Annotated in this window: 18 protein-coding genes; 17 read left to right on the top strand and 1 reads right to left on the bottom strand. The window is 30.9% G+C overall.

Annotated features, from left to right (window positions below):
- The first annotated feature begins 23 nt into the window (after positions 1 to 23).
- The 17 genes from rsxC (at position 24) to BN899_RS12050 (ending at position 15,740) form a co-directional block, all read left to right on the top strand.
- Positions 24 to 1,346, top strand: coding sequence for an electron transport complex subunit RsxC (gene rsxC, locus BN899_RS12130; protein WP_042275731.1), 1,323 nt, complete (start codon positions 24 to 26; stop codon positions 1,344 to 1,346).
- Between the two features lie 21 nt (positions 1,347 to 1,367).
- Positions 1,368 to 2,348 carry an RnfABCDGE type electron transport complex subunit D gene (locus tag BN899_RS12125; RefSeq protein WP_042275729.1) on the top strand — a complete coding sequence of 327 codons (981 nt, stop codon included), beginning with the start codon at positions 1,368 to 1,370 and terminating at the stop codon, positions 2,346 to 2,348.
- Entirely contained in the window at positions 2,348 to 2,917 is a 570-nt protein-coding gene (locus tag BN899_RS12120; RefSeq protein WP_042275727.1) for an RnfABCDGE type electron transport complex subunit G, read from the top strand. Before BN899_RS12125 ends, BN899_RS12120 begins: the two co-directional genes overlap by 1 nt.
- Before the next feature lie 3 nt (positions 2,918 to 2,920).
- On the top strand, positions 2,921 to 3,529 hold the full coding sequence (gene rsxE / locus BN899_RS12115; RefSeq protein ID WP_042275725.1) for an electron transport complex subunit RsxE: 609 nt from the start codon (positions 2,921 to 2,923) through the stop codon (positions 3,527 to 3,529).
- Entirely contained in the window at positions 3,526 to 4,101 is a 576-nt protein-coding gene (gene rsxA / locus BN899_RS12110; protein WP_042275724.1) for an electron transport complex subunit RsxA, read from the top strand. Before rsxE ends, rsxA begins: the two co-directional genes overlap by 4 nt.
- Before the next feature lie 18 nt (positions 4,102 to 4,119).
- Positions 4,120 to 5,091, top strand: coding sequence for an RnfABCDGE type electron transport complex subunit B (locus BN899_RS12105; protein WP_042275723.1), 972 nt, complete (start codon positions 4,120 to 4,122; stop codon positions 5,089 to 5,091).
- 302 nt (positions 5,092 to 5,393) lie between these two features.
- The gene (locus BN899_RS12100) at positions 5,394 to 5,999 is read left to right on the top strand and encodes a Maf family protein (RefSeq protein ID WP_042275721.1); all 606 of its coding nucleotides are present in this window, start codon (positions 5,394 to 5,396) and stop codon (positions 5,997 to 5,999) included.
- A gap of 22 nt (positions 6,000 to 6,021) precedes the next feature.
- Complete coding sequence (radC, locus tag BN899_RS12095) at positions 6,022 to 6,681, top strand: RadC family protein (protein WP_161628747.1); 660 nt, start codon at positions 6,022 to 6,024, stop codon at positions 6,679 to 6,681.
- Positions 6,682 to 6,776: 95 nt separating this feature from the next.
- Entirely contained in the window at positions 6,777 to 7,787 is a 1,011-nt protein-coding gene (locus BN899_RS12090; protein ID WP_042275761.1) for a rod shape-determining protein, read from the top strand.
- A 10-nt stretch (positions 7,788 to 7,797) separates the two neighbouring features.
- Positions 7,798 to 8,691, top strand: coding sequence for a rod shape-determining protein MreC (gene mreC / locus BN899_RS12085; RefSeq protein WP_242824167.1), 894 nt, complete (start codon positions 7,798 to 7,800; stop codon positions 8,689 to 8,691).
- Positions 8,692 to 8,706: 15 nt separating this feature from the next.
- Positions 8,707 to 9,195: a rod shape-determining protein MreD gene (gene mreD, locus BN899_RS12080; RefSeq protein ID WP_042275720.1), complete on the top strand. Its 489-nt coding sequence runs from the start codon at positions 8,707 to 8,709 to the stop codon at positions 9,193 to 9,195.
- 10 nt (positions 9,196 to 9,205) lie between these two features.
- Positions 9,206 to 12,208 (top strand): penicillin-binding transpeptidase domain-containing protein, encoded by a 3,003-nt coding sequence (locus BN899_RS12075; RefSeq protein WP_042275719.1) that lies wholly within the window; start codon positions 9,206 to 9,208, stop codon positions 12,206 to 12,208.
- A gap of 59 nt (positions 12,209 to 12,267) precedes the next feature.
- The gene (locus BN899_RS12070) at positions 12,268 to 12,948 is read left to right on the top strand and encodes a septum site-determining protein MinC (protein ID WP_042275717.1); all 681 of its coding nucleotides are present in this window, start codon (positions 12,268 to 12,270) and stop codon (positions 12,946 to 12,948) included.
- A gap of 29 nt (positions 12,949 to 12,977) precedes the next feature.
- Positions 12,978 to 13,775, top strand: a complete 798-nt coding sequence (minD, locus tag BN899_RS12065; protein ID WP_042275715.1) for a septum site-determining protein MinD — start codon at positions 12,978 to 12,980, stop codon at positions 13,773 to 13,775.
- A gap of 17 nt (positions 13,776 to 13,792) precedes the next feature.
- The gene (minE, locus tag BN899_RS12060; protein ID WP_042275713.1) at positions 13,793 to 14,077 is read left to right on the top strand and encodes a cell division topological specificity factor MinE; all 285 of its coding nucleotides are present in this window, start codon (positions 13,793 to 13,795) and stop codon (positions 14,075 to 14,077) included.
- A gap of 113 nt (positions 14,078 to 14,190) precedes the next feature.
- The gene (gene rodA, locus BN899_RS12055; RefSeq protein WP_042275712.1) at positions 14,191 to 15,309 is read left to right on the top strand and encodes a rod shape-determining protein RodA; all 1,119 of its coding nucleotides are present in this window, start codon (positions 14,191 to 14,193) and stop codon (positions 15,307 to 15,309) included.
- 17 nt (positions 15,310 to 15,326) lie between these two features.
- Complete coding sequence (locus BN899_RS12050) at positions 15,327 to 15,740, top strand: methylglyoxal synthase (protein WP_147568547.1); 414 nt, start codon at positions 15,327 to 15,329, stop codon at positions 15,738 to 15,740.
- Positions 15,741 to 15,829: 89 nt separating this feature from the next.
- Here BN899_RS12050 and BN899_RS12045 read toward each other — a convergent pair whose 3' ends face one another.
- Positions 15,830 to 17,023, bottom strand: coding sequence for an FprA family A-type flavoprotein (locus tag BN899_RS12045; protein WP_042275711.1), 1,194 nt, complete (start codon positions 17,021 to 17,023; stop codon positions 15,830 to 15,832).
- Positions 17,024 to 17,033: the final 10 nt, after the last annotated feature.

The following is a 17,033-nucleotide window of genomic DNA, read 5'->3' as shown; positions in this document are numbered from 1 at the left end:
TATCTATAATAAGGGGGCAAAAAATGAAAGTATTAACTTTTAAAGGAGGAACACACCCTCCAGAAAGAAAGGATTATTCAAATCAAAAACCACTTCAAAAGGCAGACAATCCTAAAACGGTATATATACCGCTGCAACAACATATAGGTGCTCCTGCTAAAGCTATTGTAAATGTGGGAGATCAAGTAAAGATAGGCCAAAAAATAGGTGAACAACAAGGATTTGTTTCTTGTAATGTACATTCATCTGTATCTGGAAAAGTCATAGCAATAAAAGAGCGTGAACTTCCTGGAGGACATGGTATATGCATAATTGTGGAAAACGATTTTAAGGAAGAGATACACGAAAGTATAAAACCTAAAGGAAAATTAGAAGAGCTCACAAAAGAGGATATAGTAAATATTGTAAAAGAGGCAGGAATTGTTGGTATGGGTGGAGCAACATTCCCTACTCATGTAAAAATATCACCACCACCAGATAAAAAAATTGATGTAGTAATATTAAATGGAGCAGAATGTGAGCCATACTTAACAGCAGACCATAGGCTTATGTTAGAGAATCCAGAAGATGTTTTGTTTGGGCTTAAAGTATTAATGAAAGCTTTAAACGTTAAAAAGGGATACGTAGCAGTAGAAAATAATAAGCCGGATGCATTAGAGGCATTACAAAAAGCAGCTCAAAAGTATGAAGATATTGAGGTTGTAGGGCTTAAAGTGAAGTACCCTCAAGGAGCAGAAAAACAACTTATTTATGCTTGTACAGGAAGAGAAGTTCCATCAGGCGGATTACCAATGGATGCAGGTGCAGTAGTTAACAACGTTGCAACAGCTGCTCAAGTTGCAAGAACGATACAAACCGGATTACCATTAATAGATAGAATTACAACAGTGACAGGAAGTTGTGTAAATGAACCTAAAAACTTAATAGTCAAGGTTGGAACTTTAGTATCAGAGATAGTAGAACAATGTGGAGGATTAAAAGAAGATAAAAAAGTAGGTAAATTCATAATGGGTGGGCCTATGATGGGAATAGCTCAATATACAATGGATATTCCTGTAAATAAAGGAGCATCAGGAATATTATGTTTAGATGAAGAAGAGTCAAAAACACCAAAACAACAAAATTGTTTAAGATGTGGAAGATGTGTAGATGTATGTCCAGCATTTTTACAACCACTTTATATAAGCGCATACTCACTTAAAAATGATTTTGAGAAAGCTTCAGAATATAGGGCTCTAGATTGTATAGAGTGTGGATCATGCTCATTTATATGCCCAGCAAGAAGGCAATTACTTCAATCTATAAGAAATGCTAAAAGAGAAATAATAGCAAGTAAAAGGAAATAATGGAGATTAGGGGGACAGTTTATGGATAATAAGTTTATAGTATCATCTTCTCCTCATGTGAGAAGTAGTGAAGATACCTCGTATATAATGAAACAGGTTATAATAGCTCTTATGCCTGCTGCATTAACAAGTTTATACTTTTTTAGATTAAATGCACTAAATGTTATGTTTTTCTGTATACTTGGTGCAGTATTATCAGAATATTTATATCAAAAAATATGTAAGCAAGAAAGTACAATAGGAGACTATTCAGCAGTAGTTACAGGGTTATTATTAGCATTTAATGTTCCGGCATCACTTCCATGGTGGATGTGTTTAATGGGATCTGCTTTTGCAATAATAGTAGTTAAAATGGTGTTTGGAGGAATAGGTCATAACTTTATGAACCCGGCACTAGCAGCTAGAATATTTTTATTAGCATCTTTTCCAGTAGCTATGACTGCGTGGACTAAAACAGGTGTTAACTGGATAGGTTCTACAACTTTAGATGCTGTAACTACTGCTACACCTCTTAGTTTTCTAAAAGAAGGTCCAGCAGGATTATCAGCTCTTTATGATAGTGGAACAAGCTTAACGGATATGATTGTAGGGAATGTAGGGGGATGTATTGGAGAAACATCGGCTTTATTACTTATAATAGGTGGAGTATATTTAATTAGCAAAGGTATAATAAATTATGTGATTCCAGTATTTTACATATTAACAGTATTTATATTATCTTTTATATTAGGAGGATTTAACATTAGCTTTGCAATTTATCAATTATTTGCAGGAGGGCTTATGTTAGGAGCATTTTTTATGCTAACAGATTATACTACATCTCCTATGACAGTAAAAGGTCAGATAATATATGCAGTGTTAGCTGGGATTATAACTACTGTCATAAGACTATATGGAGGATACCCTGAGGGAGCATCATATTCAATAGTAATGGTTAACGTAATGACTCCTCTTATAGATAAATATGCTAAAAATAGAGTCTTTGGGGAGGTATCTAAATAATGAAGAATATAGTTAAGTTAGGAATTACTTTATTTATTATTTGTGCAGTAGCAGCTTTAGCCCTTGGGATTACTAATGATGTTACAGCCCCAATTATAGAGGAAAGAAATATACAAGCTAACAATGAATCAAGGAAGATAGTATTAGAAAGTGCAAAAGAATTTAAATTAATAGATAATCTAAAAAGTGAATTAGTAGAAGAAGTATATGAAGGAAGCAATGGGTCAGATATAGTAGGATATACAATGAAAACTAAGCCTAAGGGATACGGTGGAGAAATGGAAGTTATAGTTGGTATATCTATAGATGGGAAAATTACAGGGGTAAATATAGGAACGAATTCTGAAACTCCTGGACTTGGATCTAAAGCATCAGAGCCTGAATTTAAAGGTCAATATAATGATAAATCAACAGATAATCAAATAAATGTAGTAAAAGGTAAAGCTTCAAGTGAATCAGATATAGTTGCAATATCTGGTGCAACTATATCATCTAAGGCTGTAACATCTGGAGTTAATGCTGCAATAGATTTATTTAATGAAGAATTAAATAATAAGGAGGGGAAATAAGCTATGAAGTTAGGAAAAATATTTAAAAATGGATTAATAGATGAAAATCCAGCCCTTGTACAAGTTATAGGGATGTGTCCTACGCTAGCTGTAACAACATCAGCTATAAATGGCTTAGGTATGGGACTCTCCACGGCAGTAGTTTTAGTTTGTTCAAATATAGCAATATCTTTAATGAGAAAAATAATACCTGATAAAATAAGAATACCTTCATTTATTGTAGTTATAGCTACTTTTGTTACAATTGTAGGAATGCTTTTAAAAGCTTTTCTTCCTGCCCTTGATAACGCTCTTGGTCTATTTATACCTTTAATAGTTGTTAACTGCTTAATTTTAGCTAGAGCTGAAAGTTTTGCATCAAAAAATGGACCTATAGAATCAGCAGTAGACGGTTTAGGTATGGGACTTGGATTTACTTTATCTCTTACAGTATTAGGGGTAATAAGAGAAATTCTTGGAAGTGGTAGCATATTTGGATTTAGTATATTTGGAGCATCTTTTGAGCCTATATTATTATTTATATTACCACCAGGAGCATTTTTAACATTAGGATTTTTATTAGCTGGATTTAATAAAATAAAAATAAAAAAGCATAAGGAGGGGAGCAAATGAAATTAATACTTTTATTTCTAAGTATAGTTTTAGTTAACAACGTTATAATGTCTCAGTTTTTGGGAATATGTCCTTTCTTGGGAGTATCTAAAAAGGTAGATACTGCAGTTGGAATGGGATTTGCAGTTACTTTCGTTTTAACATTAGCATCAGTAATAACATATTTTATACAAAGTTTATTGGAGGTAACAGGAAATCAATTTTTACAAACGATAGCTTTTATATTAGTAATAGCATCTATAGTTCAGTTTGTTGAAATGGTAATTCAAAAAATGAGTCCATCACTATATCAAGCACTAGGTGTTTTTCTACCTTTAATAACTACAAATTGTGCAGTATTAGGTATAGCACTAGTTAATGTTCAAGAAGGTTATAGCTTAGTGGAAACTATAGTAAACGGATTTGGAGCGGGAGTAGGATTTACATTAGCAATAGTTTTATTTGCTGGAATAAGGGAAAGATTAGAATTATCGGATATACCAGAATCATTTAAAGGATTTCCTATAACTTTAATATCAGCAAGCTTAATGTCTATGGCTTTTTTAGGATTTGCAGGACTTATAAATTTATAAACAGGGGGGGAGAAATAAGTGTCTATAATTAGTTCAATTGCAGTATTAGGTGGCTTAGGCCTGGCCTTTGGCGCTATCTTAGCATATGCTTCAAAAAAGTTTGAAGTCAAAATAGATGAAAGAGTAGAAAAAATTATAGCAGCTCTTCCAGGGGCAAATTGTGGAGGATGCGGATTTCCCGGATGTGGGGGATTGGCAAATGCTATAGCAAATGGAGATGCTCCTGTAAATGCATGTCCAGTAGGTGGAGTAGATTGTTCATCTAAAATAGGAGAAATAATGGGAATTAGTGCAGACGTTTCAGAAAAGAAAGTCGCAAAAGTAATTTGTAAAGGTGATTGCAAAAATTCAAAAGATAAATACATATACGAAGGCATATCGGATTGTAGATCTGCTGCAACTTTAAATGCAGGCGCTAAATCTTGTGAATTTGGATGTTTAGGACTGGGAACTTGTAAAGACGTATGTAAGTTTGATGCTATAACTATAATAGATAATATAGCTGTAATAGACGAAGAAAAATGTGTAATGTGTGGAAAATGTATAGAAGTCTGTCCAAAGAAAGTAATATCTATAAAACCTTTTAACCAAGATATAGTGGTTGAATGTAATAGTAAAGAATTTGGTAAGGCTGTTAAAGAAAAATGTAGTGTAGGATGTATAGGATGTGGAATTTGTTATAAATCTTGTAAATTCGGTGCAATAGAATTTGAAAATAAAATTGCAAAGATCAACTATGATAAATGTGTAGGTTGTATGGTATGCGTTGAAAAATGCCCAACAAAAGTTATAAAAGGTGATTTAAGTAATAGGCAAAAAGTAGAAATTGATGAATCTCTTTGTATAGGTTGTACAATTTGCAAGAAACAATGTGAGTTTGATTCAATAATTGGTGAATTAAAAGAAAAACACAAAATTGACAAAGATAAATGTGTAGGATGCCATTTATGTATTCAAAAATGTCCGAAAAAGGCTATTAAAACTATATAATATGGATAAGATAAAGGTATGGATTTTCCATACCTTTTTTATATATAAAGGTATTATGAGTATATAAATTGAGCAATAATTAAATACGTATGGATTATACTGAAAATTAAACTTAAATTTGTATTTTGAAGAGCATATCAAAATTACAAAACAAAAAATATAAAAGCTTTACAAAAAACTGTAATTTAATGCGGAAAAATAACAATAGTGTAATAAAAACGTTCGACATTTGTGTTGAATTTTTTACAATATAATGATAGACTAAATAAGTACAAATTCTAAGTAACGAATGAGGTGAATAAATGAATATAATCTTAGCATCAGCATCTCCTAGAAGGAAAGAAATTCTAGGTAATACGAAGGTCAAATTTGACGTAATAAAAAGTGAAATAGACGAGGTTATATTAAAAGATGAAGCACCTACACAAGCAGTTATGAGGCTTGCATTTGAGAAGTGTATGGATATAGCATCTAAGAATAAAAATAGCTTAGTTATAGGGGCAGATACTATTGTAGTTTTAGATAATGCTATATTAGGAAAGCCAAAAGATAAAGAAGATGCAATTAACATGATAAAAAAATTATCAGGTAAAGTGCATCAGGTTATAACAGGAATAAGTCTAATAAGGTTAGATGCAGATAAGAAGATAATTGATTATGTAGTTAGTAATGTTAAGTTTAAAGATTTATCACATGAGGACATAATGGATTATATACAAACAAATGAATCTTTAGATAAGGCAGGAGCTTATGGAATTCAAGGATATGGAGCGTTATTGGTTGAAGAAATACAAGGTGATTACTTTAATATAGTAGGGTTACCTATATCTAGACTAAGTGATTTGTTAAAGAAACATTTTAGTATAAATCTTTTTATGGAGGGTGATTTATCTGGAGATGCCTTTTAATTTACAAATGACAGTAAAAGAAATGGCACTTGATGAAAGACCTAGGGAAAAAATGCTTGCAAAAGGAGAAAAAAGTTTATCCAATGCAGAATTATTAGCAATTTTACTTAGGACAGGCACAAAACATAAAAATGCTATTGAATTAGCTAACTATATTATAAACAAAGATTTACAAGGATTAAGATATCTACAAGATATGACTATAGAAGAATTATGTGAAATAGACGGAATAGGACTATCTAAGGCGACTATGATAAAGGCAGCACTAGAATTAGGCATTAGAGTTGCAAGTGTTAAACCGAAGACATACAAGGTGAAAAATCCTTGGGATATATATAAGTATTATATGGACAGTTTAAGATATCAAAAAAAAGAGGTTTTTAAGGTAGTTCTTTTAAATACAAAGAATGAAATAATATCGGATATAGATGTATCTATAGGAACTTTAAATTCTTCGCTGGTTCATCCGAGAGAAGTATTTAGAGAAGCGATAAAAAGAAGTACAAACAAAATAATTCTAATGCATAACCATCCATCGGGAAGTATAGAGCCTTCTAAAGAAGATAAAAATATTACTTCAAGGCTTATAAAATGTGGAGAAATAATAGGAATTGAAGTTATTGACCATATAATAATAGGAGATGGATTATATTTTAGTTTTAAAGAAAACATGATAATTTGATTTGATAGAGTAGGAAGGAGCAACAAAATGGCTAAGGAAAAAAAAAGATAAAAAAGAGAAAAAAAGGATTCGGGTCTATGTTTGGATTAAAGAAAATGACTAAGGATATGGGTATAGATTTAGGTACAGCAAATACATTAGTTTATATAAAAGGGCAAGGAATAGTAGTAAGAGAACCATCTGTTGTAGCAATAAGAGATGATAGTAAGGAAGTTTTAGCAGTAGGAGAAGAAGCTAAAAAAATGATAGGTAGAACACCAGGTAATATAGTAGCTATAAGACCTATGAAAGATGGGGTTATAGCTGATTTTGATGTAACTCAATCAATGCTTAGCTACTTTATACAAAAGGCAGCAGCTAAAAAAGGAGTTGTAAGTCCGAGAATAGCAATATGTGTTCCATATGGAGTTACAGAAGTTGAAAAAAGAGCTATAGAAGAAGCTGCAAGACAAGCAGGAGCTAGAGATGCTTATCTTATAGAAGAGCCAATGGCAGCGGCTATAGGAGCAGGATTAAGAGTTGAAGAACCAGAAGGTAATATGGTAGTAGATATCGGTGGAGGTACTACAGAAATAGCTATAATATCTTTAGGTGGTATAGTTACTGCAAAATCTATCAGAATAGGTGGAGATGAGTTTGATGAGTCTATAGTAAGTTATGTTAAAAAAGAATACAGCTTAGCTATAGGTGAGAGAACTGCAGAAGATGTTAAAATAAACATAGGTTCAACTTTCAAAGATGACCAAGAAACTAATATGCAAATAAGAGGTAGAGACTTAATATCAGGTCTTCCTAAAACAGTAGAAATAAATTCTACAGAGGTTAGAGATGCTTTAAAAGAGCCAATAAACTCAATAGTAGATGCAATAAAATCAACTTTAGAAAAAACACCACCAGAATTAGCATCAGATATAATGGAAAACGGAATAATGCTAACTGGAGGGGGAGCATTACTTAGAGGACTAGATAAATTAGTTAAGCAAGAAACAGGAATGCCAGTACAAATAGCTGAAGACCCACTAGATTGTGTTGCCTTAGGAACAGGAAAATCAGTTGAAGATCAAGAAATATTTGAAAAAGTATTAATGATGAACGCTAGAAAGTAATTAAAAGTTGGTGATACCTTTGAGATTCGATAAGAATAAAAAAGATAAAAAGAGGTTTAACATTAAAGTGATAGCAACTGGGGTAGTTGCTATCACTTTAATTGGAATAGTAGGAATATCAATAGGCAAATTCTCTGGCCAAAATCCTGTTGGGCCAGGAAAAATATTGGATGGAATAACGGCAATAGAAGGAAATTTAAATAAAGGCTTTGTATTTTTAAAAGATAATTTCCAAGAATTATTAAATTACAAAAAAAATGCTAATGAATTAGGAAATATAAAAAAAGAAAATGATGAATTAAAGAAAGAAATAATAGCATTAAACAACAAGATATCAGATACACAGTCACTAGAAAATTTAAAAAAATCTTTGAATTTTATAGATGAATCTTATAAAGCTAAAAGTGTATCAGCAAGTGTTGTAGGAAAAAATGATGGGAACTGGTACAACAGTTTTGTAATAGGTGCTGGGAAAAAACAAGGTATAAAAAAAGATAGTATAGTAATGAATGGAAGCGGATTAGTTGGAAAGGTATATGAAGTTTCTGATAATTATAGTAAAGCAATTTCTTTATTAGACACTAAATCATCAGTTAGTTTTAAATTGAAAGATACCAACTCTAAGGGTGTTATAACTCAAAACTCAACTTTAGAAGATAAAGAAAATTATAAAAACAAAGGTCAATTACATGGATACATGTTTGAGACAACGGATAAAGTTTTACCAGGAGATGTATTAGTAACATCAGGTTTAGGATTATATCCAGAAGGTATACCAATAGGTGAAGTAGATAAAGTAATAGACGATAAAAATAAATCTATGAAATTTGTAATTGTAAAACCTTATGCAGATTTTAAAAACATAGATGACGTTACTATTATAGAACCGAGAAATATAGGATAAAGGAGACTAATGATTATGAAAAAAGTTTTACTTTGTCTTTTGGGGATATTATTAGTGATAATAGAAAATAGTATTACAAATTATATAGATATATTCGGGATTAGTTTTAATATAGTTATTATATACATGACAATTATAGCACTATATTCAGATGAATTAGAGGTAGGTATTATAGGAGCTATAATCGGTTTAGTAAAGGATGTAACTGTTGGTGCCATATTTGGAGTTAATGGGCTTATTTTATTTGCGATAGCTTATGGAATTAGTCATTTAAAGAATAAAATTTATAAAGAAAGTAATGTAACTATATTCGCACTAGTATTTATAACTAGCTTATTTGACTCTATGGTAAATATTGCAACAGCTAGTCAAGTATATAACAGTTACGGAATAGTGACTATGATTTCTAAGGGAATTTTAATAGCACCATTGTGCAATAGTTTACTTAGTGTGGTTTTATATAACATGTCAAAAAAATATATATTAAAACTTAAAGAAGATTAGTGGTGATTTCATGGAAGAAAATAAAAAAGCAGATAGATTATCCATAATTAGAAATATCATACTAGTAGCATTTATTGTAATTTTGTGCAAGATAGTATTTATGACAACATTTAAATATGATCATTATACTCAACTAGCAGAAAATAAAACTTATAAAGAACTTCCTATAAAAGCTCCTAGAGGAGAAATAAGGGATAAGTATGGAAGGTTACTAGCAGGAAATAAAAACTTATTTACTATTCAAGTATCTGGAAATGAAATTAATAAACTTAATGATAAAAAAGAGTCTATGGCAAATGATATATCATTAAAGCTTATAAATTTATTAGAAGATAATAATGAAGAGTATGTAGATGAATTTCCTATATATATAGAAAATGGAAAATATTTTTATACTTTTGACAGAAATATTAGAAACTTTAAAAAAGATAATAATATACCTCTTGATTTAAATGCTAAGGAAAGTTTTTACTATTTAGTTGATAGATTAATAAGCGAAGGTGTATTAACTCAAGAAGATAGAAAATTAGATGCAAGCAAGCTTCAAAAGAAATTAAATGAAAATGGATACTATCCTCCTATTCTGGTTAGTAAATGGCTATTTACAGAAGAAAAAAATAAACAAGACTGGCTACAAAGTTATAAAATAGAAGAAACTAATATAAATGCTAAAAAAGCTTTTAACGAAATTAGAAATAGTAAAAGTTATCAAATAGACAAAAGTTTAAGTGATAAAGAGGCGAGAAAGATATTAGTTGTAAGAGACCATATAAAATCTCAAGGTTATTCACAGTATAATCCGGTAACTATAGCTAGGGATATAAGTGAAGAAACTATAGCTAAAATAGAGGAAAGTGCTATGGAACTTCCTGGAGTATCAGTTGCAATAGAGCCTGTAAGAGATTATCCAAATGGAAATTTAGCTTCTCACACTTTAGGTCATATGGGTAAAATGCCATCAAATGACGAGGCATCATATCTAAATAGAGAAGAAGGAAAAAAATACTCTAAAGGTGATACAGTTGGTATATCTGGAATTGAAAAAAATTATGAAGAACAGCTACGAGGTATAGATGGATATAAAAAAGTTCAAGTTGATGCTTTAGGTAGAGTAACTAAAGAACTTGAAGTATCAGAACCGCAGTCTGGAGACACAGTATACTTAAGTATAGATAAAGACTTACAAGAAGTAGCACAAGATGTATTAAAAAGGACTATAGATGTAGCCAGAACAGGTGGTACATTTACAAGTAAATTTGGAAATAAGAGTTTTTCAAATACAGCACCAAATGCAAAGTCAGGGGCAGTTATGGCTATAGATGTAAAAACTGGAGATGTATTAGCAATGGCTAGTTATCCTGATTATGACCCGAATAAATTTGTAAATGGTATATCATATGAAGATTTTGAAGCTCTTCAACCTAAAAATAAAAATGATGTATTAGCACCAAATCCTCAAGTTAACTTAGCTACTCAAGGTGTATTCCAACCAGGGTCTACATTTAAAATGGTAACAGGGATGGCTGCAATAGATAATGGGTTAAGTCCAAATTATACAATACAAGATACAGGTGTTACGTATCTTTCTAAAGGTGGAAGACCTTTTGCCGATTATATATGGCATAAATCTAGACGTAACCATGGTTCTACTAATCTTTATAAAGCGATTCAAGAATCTTGTAATATTTATTTTTATAGTATAGGTTCTGGTAAAAATCGTGGAATAGGAGCAGATCCTGATGTAAAGATAGGACCTAATGATATACTAGAATATGCTAAGTTATTTGGTTTAAATGATTATACAGGATTAAATACTGAAATAGATGAAAGAAAAGGTAAAGTACCAAGTTTAGAAGCTAAATTAGACTCAGCAAAAGCTTTACTTAGAACGTTCCTTGATAAAGAAATGGCAAATGCATTTACTGATATAAGTAAGAAAAAAGATGAAGCAAAGTATGAAGAAAGAATAGAAGAAATAGTTAGTTGGGCAGATGAAGAAAAAACTATTGATAGAGTAGAAGCAATGAAAAGGCTCACTAAATTAAAGGTTAAGGAAGATAAGGTAGTTTATTTTGCGGATAAAATAGTATACGATCATTTAAAGTTTGCTAAGTGGAGTACTGCAGATACATTTAACCTTGCAATAGGACAAGGGGAAAATCAATATACTCCGGCACAAATGGCAAGATATGTTGCTGCCATAGCAAATGGGGGAGACTTAGTAGACTTGTCTGTAATAGACAGAGTTATATCAAGTGATTACTCATCAGTTGATATAGATGAAAATGGTAAAGAGAAAATACCATTTAAAAATAGTGAAAAGCTAAAAGATTTAACTGAAGGTATGAAAAGAGTTACAACTCAAAGTTCAACTAAAAGTTTATTTACTAACTTCCCAGTAAGTGTTGCTGCTAAAACTGGGACTGCTGAAAAGAGTGGTAAAATACCTACTGAAAATGACTATGAGTATTTACTAAGTCATATGGGAGCTTATAATGTATCTAAAGAAGATGCAATTAAGTTGTCTAATGAAATGAAAAAAGAAAGAGAAAAAGAACTTTCTAAAGAAAAAGAAAAAGAAATAAAAGAAGAATTAAAAGATAAAAAATTAGATGACAACAAGAGAAAAGAATTAGAAGAAGAGTTAAAAGATGGGGTTAAAGTTAAGCTAGAAGATACTGACAAAATTAATTCTGCTTATTTAAGAAAAGCTATAAAAGAATTAAATCCTAAGATAACTGATGAAAAAATTGATTCATATAAACCAAGTTATGCAGCTTTTGCATGGACTGTAGGATTTGCACCAGCAGATAATCCTGAAATTGCAGTAGTAACTATGATACCTCAAGGTAATGAAAGTGTATACGCAATGTTACCTGTAAGAGAGTTAATAGGAGCTTATATGGATCTAGGAAAATATAAGACAAAAACTGATGAAAATAATTCTAATGAGAAAAAAACTGATGCATCTAATAAAGAAAATATAAATTTCGTTTCACAAATGAAAAAATAAGAGGAATTAAGATTTTTTTGAAGAATATATAATATTGATATATCACTCTGGAGGTTGTTATGTCTTTGATAGATTTTGAAGCCAAAGAACTAGTAGAGTTCAAAGGCAGTAAAAGAGGGATAATAGTAAACATTAAAAGAGTAGCGTCTTTTAATGAAATAAAGCAAGCTATAATAGATAGATTAGAATCGTCTATAGGCTTTTTCAACGGGGCTAAGATTTGTGAGGTTAATAGTGAATGTCTAAGTGATATACAAATTATAAATATAAAAGACGATATATCATCTAGGTTTGATGTAGAGTTTGTTGAAGACAATGAAAATAAAATAGTTAAAAATTTTCAAACTAAATATGTAAACAACTTAAGATCTGGAGAAAATATTGAATTTGATGGCGATGTAATTGTAATGACGGATATGAAATCAGGATCACAGGTAAGCTCAACTTCAAATGTAGTAATCATGGGTAATGTAAGTTCTGGAGCCAGAGTTGTAGCCCATGGCAATGTTATAGTAATGGGTAGTGTTAAAGGCTTTATACATGCAGGATCAACTGGAAATGAAAATGCGTATGTTGTTGCTAACAATCTTAATGCTAAAGTACTACAGATTGCAGGTAATATAGCTGAAGCACCAGATGATGAAACCTACGGAGAAGAAAAAGAAAATGTCCCAGAAATAGCCCTAGTAAGTAATGGTAGAATAATAATAGAAAGTTACTTACCTAAAATAATAAAATAATAAGGATGAATCCATAGGGGGGTAGTATTATGAGCGAAGTTATAGTTATAACATCTGGTAAAGGTGGAGTTGGAAAGACTACTACCGCAGCAAACTTAGGAACTGCTCTAAGCTTGGAAAATAAAAAAACAGTTATAGTGGATGCAGATATTGGACTTAGAAACTTAGATGTAGTTATGGGTCTTGAAAATAGAATTGTATATGACATAGTAGATGTTGTTGAAGGAACATGTAGACTTAAGCAAGCATTAATAAAGGATAAAAGATTTGATAATCTTTATTTATTACCTGCAGCTCAAACAAGAGATAAAAATGCAGTAAGTGTAGAACAAATGTCAAATTTATGTGAAAAACTTAAAGAGTCATTTGATTATGTATTAATAGACTGTCCAGCAGGTATAGAACAAGGATTTAAAAATGCTGTTGCTGGAGCTGATAGAGCAATAGTTGTAACAAATCCAGAAGTATCCGCTGTAAGAGATGCAGATAGAATTATAGGATTATTAGAAGCAAATGAAATTAAAGATATTAGATTAGTTATAAATAGAATAAGACAAGATATGGTTAGACGTGGAGATATGATGGATAAACAAGACATAATAGAGATACTAGCTATTGACTTAATAGGTCTTGTTCCAGATGATGAAAGTATCATAGTATCTACTAATAAAGGAGAGCCTGCTATACTTGATTCTAGATCTAGTGCAGGACAAGCGTATAAAAATATAGCTAAAAGAATATTAGGACAAGATGTGCCAATGATGGAAGCAGAATCTGAAAGTAATATTTTTAGTAAAATTAAAAAAATGTTTAAAATGGCTAAGTAATAAAGGGGGATATATCAGTGTTAGATTTATTTAAGGTTTTTTCTAACGAATCTAGAACTAGCAAGTCAGTAGCAAAGGAAAGACTTAAGTTAGTTTTAGTACATGATAGAGTAGATTGTTCTCCGAAGCTTTTAGATATGATAAAGACAGATATTCTTAAGGTTATATCAAATTATGCAGAAATAGAAGAAGATGGTCTTGAAATCAAAATGTCTAAATGTAGAGGGGATCAAGAAGATATGACAGTATCTGCGTTAGTCGCTAATATACCGCTAAAAAATATAAAAGATAGAAGTATATAAAAGATATTTTAAAGGGGGATGGGCTAAAATCCCCCTTTATTTATTTTAAAGTAATTCACAAATACACAACTCAAGTTAAGTTTTCAATTTACAGTTAGAAAGACGGTGAATATATGATCGAATATAAATCGACCATTAAATTAATAAAGCAATTAGATTGGAAGTTAATATTAACAGTACTAGCAATATTCAGTTTTGGCCTAGTGGTTTTAGTGAGTGCTACACATGCACGAGATACAGGTAATTATAAACAGGTATTTGTACAAGGGACGGCCTTTGCATTAGGTATAGGAATGATAGCTGTAATGCTATTATTTGATTATAATTTTTTAGGAAAGTATTATAAGGCACTTTATATAATTAGTTTAGTATTATTATTTATAGTTTTAATACCTGGGATTGGAGCTGAAAGAGGTGGAGCTAGATCTTGGATTAATTTAGGACCTTTAGATTTTCAAACATCAGAATTAGCGAAACTAACTTTTATATTAAGTTATGCTAAAATAGTAGAATCTAGAAAAGGTAAATTAAATACTATAAAGGATATTATACCAGTTGTAGTGTATGCTTTACCTTTTATAGGATTGTTATTTGCTCAACCTGATTTAGGAACAGCAATAGTATTTTCTTGTATAATAGCAGGAATGTTATTTACAGCTGGACTTGATATAAAGTTGATAAAGAGAGGGATAATAATAGCGCTTATATCTTTGCCTATAATGTATTTATTTATGGCACCTCATCAAAAAGATAGAATAGAAGCATTTTTAAATCCTGAAGACCCAACACTAAAAGGAAATTATCAAGTTATGCAATCTATGATTGCCATAGGTTCAGGTGGACCAACTGGTAAAGGATTATACAATGGTAGTCAAAGTCAAGAAGGATTTTTACCTGTTCAAGAAAGTGACTTTGTATTTGCTGTTATAGGTGAAGAGTTAGGTGCAATAGGAATGGCAGCTGTAATAGCTTTATATGCAATTTTCCTAACCAGAATGATTTATATAGCTAGAGAGGCAAAAGATTTTTATGGTACACTTATAGTAGTAGGGGTAATGTGCATGTTTGCATATCAGATTATTCAAAATATAGGTATGACAGTAGCATTGATTCCTGTAACTGGAGTAACACTTCCGTTTATTAGTTATGGAGGAAGTTCATTAGTAACATCTTTAGCTAACCTAGGATTAGTTTTAAATGTTTGTATGAGAAGGAAAAAAATAAACTTTTAATCATAATGGAGGGACTTATGAATATTGCATTAGTAGCACATGATGAGATGAAAAATACAATGGTAGGGTTTTGTATAGGTTATGAAGCTATATTAAAAAACTATGGTCTTTACGCAACAGGAACAACAGGAAAAAGAATAATGGATGAAACAGAATTAAATATTAATAGGCTTGCATCAGGACCGCTTGGAGGAGATCAACAAATAGGATCATTAATAGTATCTCAGGATATAGACTTAGTAATATTTTTACGTGATCCACTTACATCTCAAGCACATGAAACTGATATACAAGCATTAATAAGATTGTGCGATGTTTACCATGTACCAGTAGCTACAAATCTTGCATCAGCAGAAATATTTATAAAGGCATTAGATAGAGGGGAACTTTCTTGGAGAGAAGTTAGAAAAACTACTAGTCAAAGAGTTTAATAAATAAAAAGGACAAGGTTTAAAGTTTAAACCTTGTCCTTTTTTATTTTTAAGCGACTGCGTCGGCGATATGAGCGCAGCGAATTTTATTATTTAACTAATTTAGCGAACTCTACACCAAAGTCGAAACATTCTTGTAATGTATCATCACATGGGCAGAATTTTTTCTTTAAAGATGGTATAGGCATTTTAAAGTTCATAGATTTAAGAGTACATTCAGCAATAGTTATACCTTCACCACTCCATCCAAATGAACCAAATACTCCTGCTATAGAACCAATATTAGCCATAGGGTCTATTGTAGAGAATAAGTCCCACATAGGTTTAACCATAGTTTTATTTATTGTAGGAGAACCTAATAATATAACTTTAGACATTACAACAGCATCATGCATATCTTTTAAAGTCATTTCTTCTAAATCGTATAATTTAACATTAGCACCTTCAGATAGTAAACCTTCTTCTATTTTTTTAGCCATAGTTAAAGTGTTTGTATAAGCTGATAAGTAAAATACTGATACTTGATTTTGATTAGTAGTTTCTATAACTTCAGTTGACCAATCTAAATATCTTTTAACTGCAGCCATAGGGTCTTTTGTAAGCATAGGACCATGAGAAGTTAATATTGTATCAAAATCTAATTTTAATTCTACAACTTTATTTATAGCACTTAAAACATGTTTAGCAAATGGTTTAACTATGCAATCGTAGTAATGCTTAGATGATTTTAAGTAATCTTCACTTTCAACAACATTAGCATCAACACTTGCAAAATGACATCCGAAAGCATCACAAGTGAATAAAGTTTTATCTTCTTCTATATAAGTAAACATTGTATCTGCCCAGTGTAAGAATGGTGCAGTTATAAATTTAATATTTCTTTTTCCTATATTTAATACTTCTCCATCAGCTATAACGTGACATTTAAAAGGCTTATTTATTTGGTCATTTAAATATAATTTAGCTGCCTTAGTACAGAAAACTTCTATATTAGGATTTAAGTCTAATAAGTACTTTAAGCTACCAGCGTGGTCAGGCTCAGTATGATGTACTACTACATAATCTATGTCCTTTATATCTGTAACTTCAGATAAATTATTTAAAAATTCTTCTTTGAAATTTCCTTTTACTGTATCAAATAAAACAGTTTTTTCATCTTTTACTAAATAACAGTTATAAGTAGTCCCGAATTCAGTTTCCATTATTATGTCAAATACCTTTAAATCCTTATCTATAACACCTGTATAGTAAATATCTTTTTTTATTTCAAATACATTACTCATTGAAAATCCT

The sequence above is a fragment of the Faecalimicrobium dakarense genome, from assembly GCF_000499525.1.
Classification (GTDB): domain Bacteria; phylum Bacillota; class Clostridia; order Peptostreptococcales; family Peptostreptococcaceae; genus Faecalimicrobium; species Faecalimicrobium dakarense.
The sequence above is the reverse complement of the archived record's forward strand: the minus strand, read 5'-3'. Positions and strand labels throughout refer to the sequence as shown.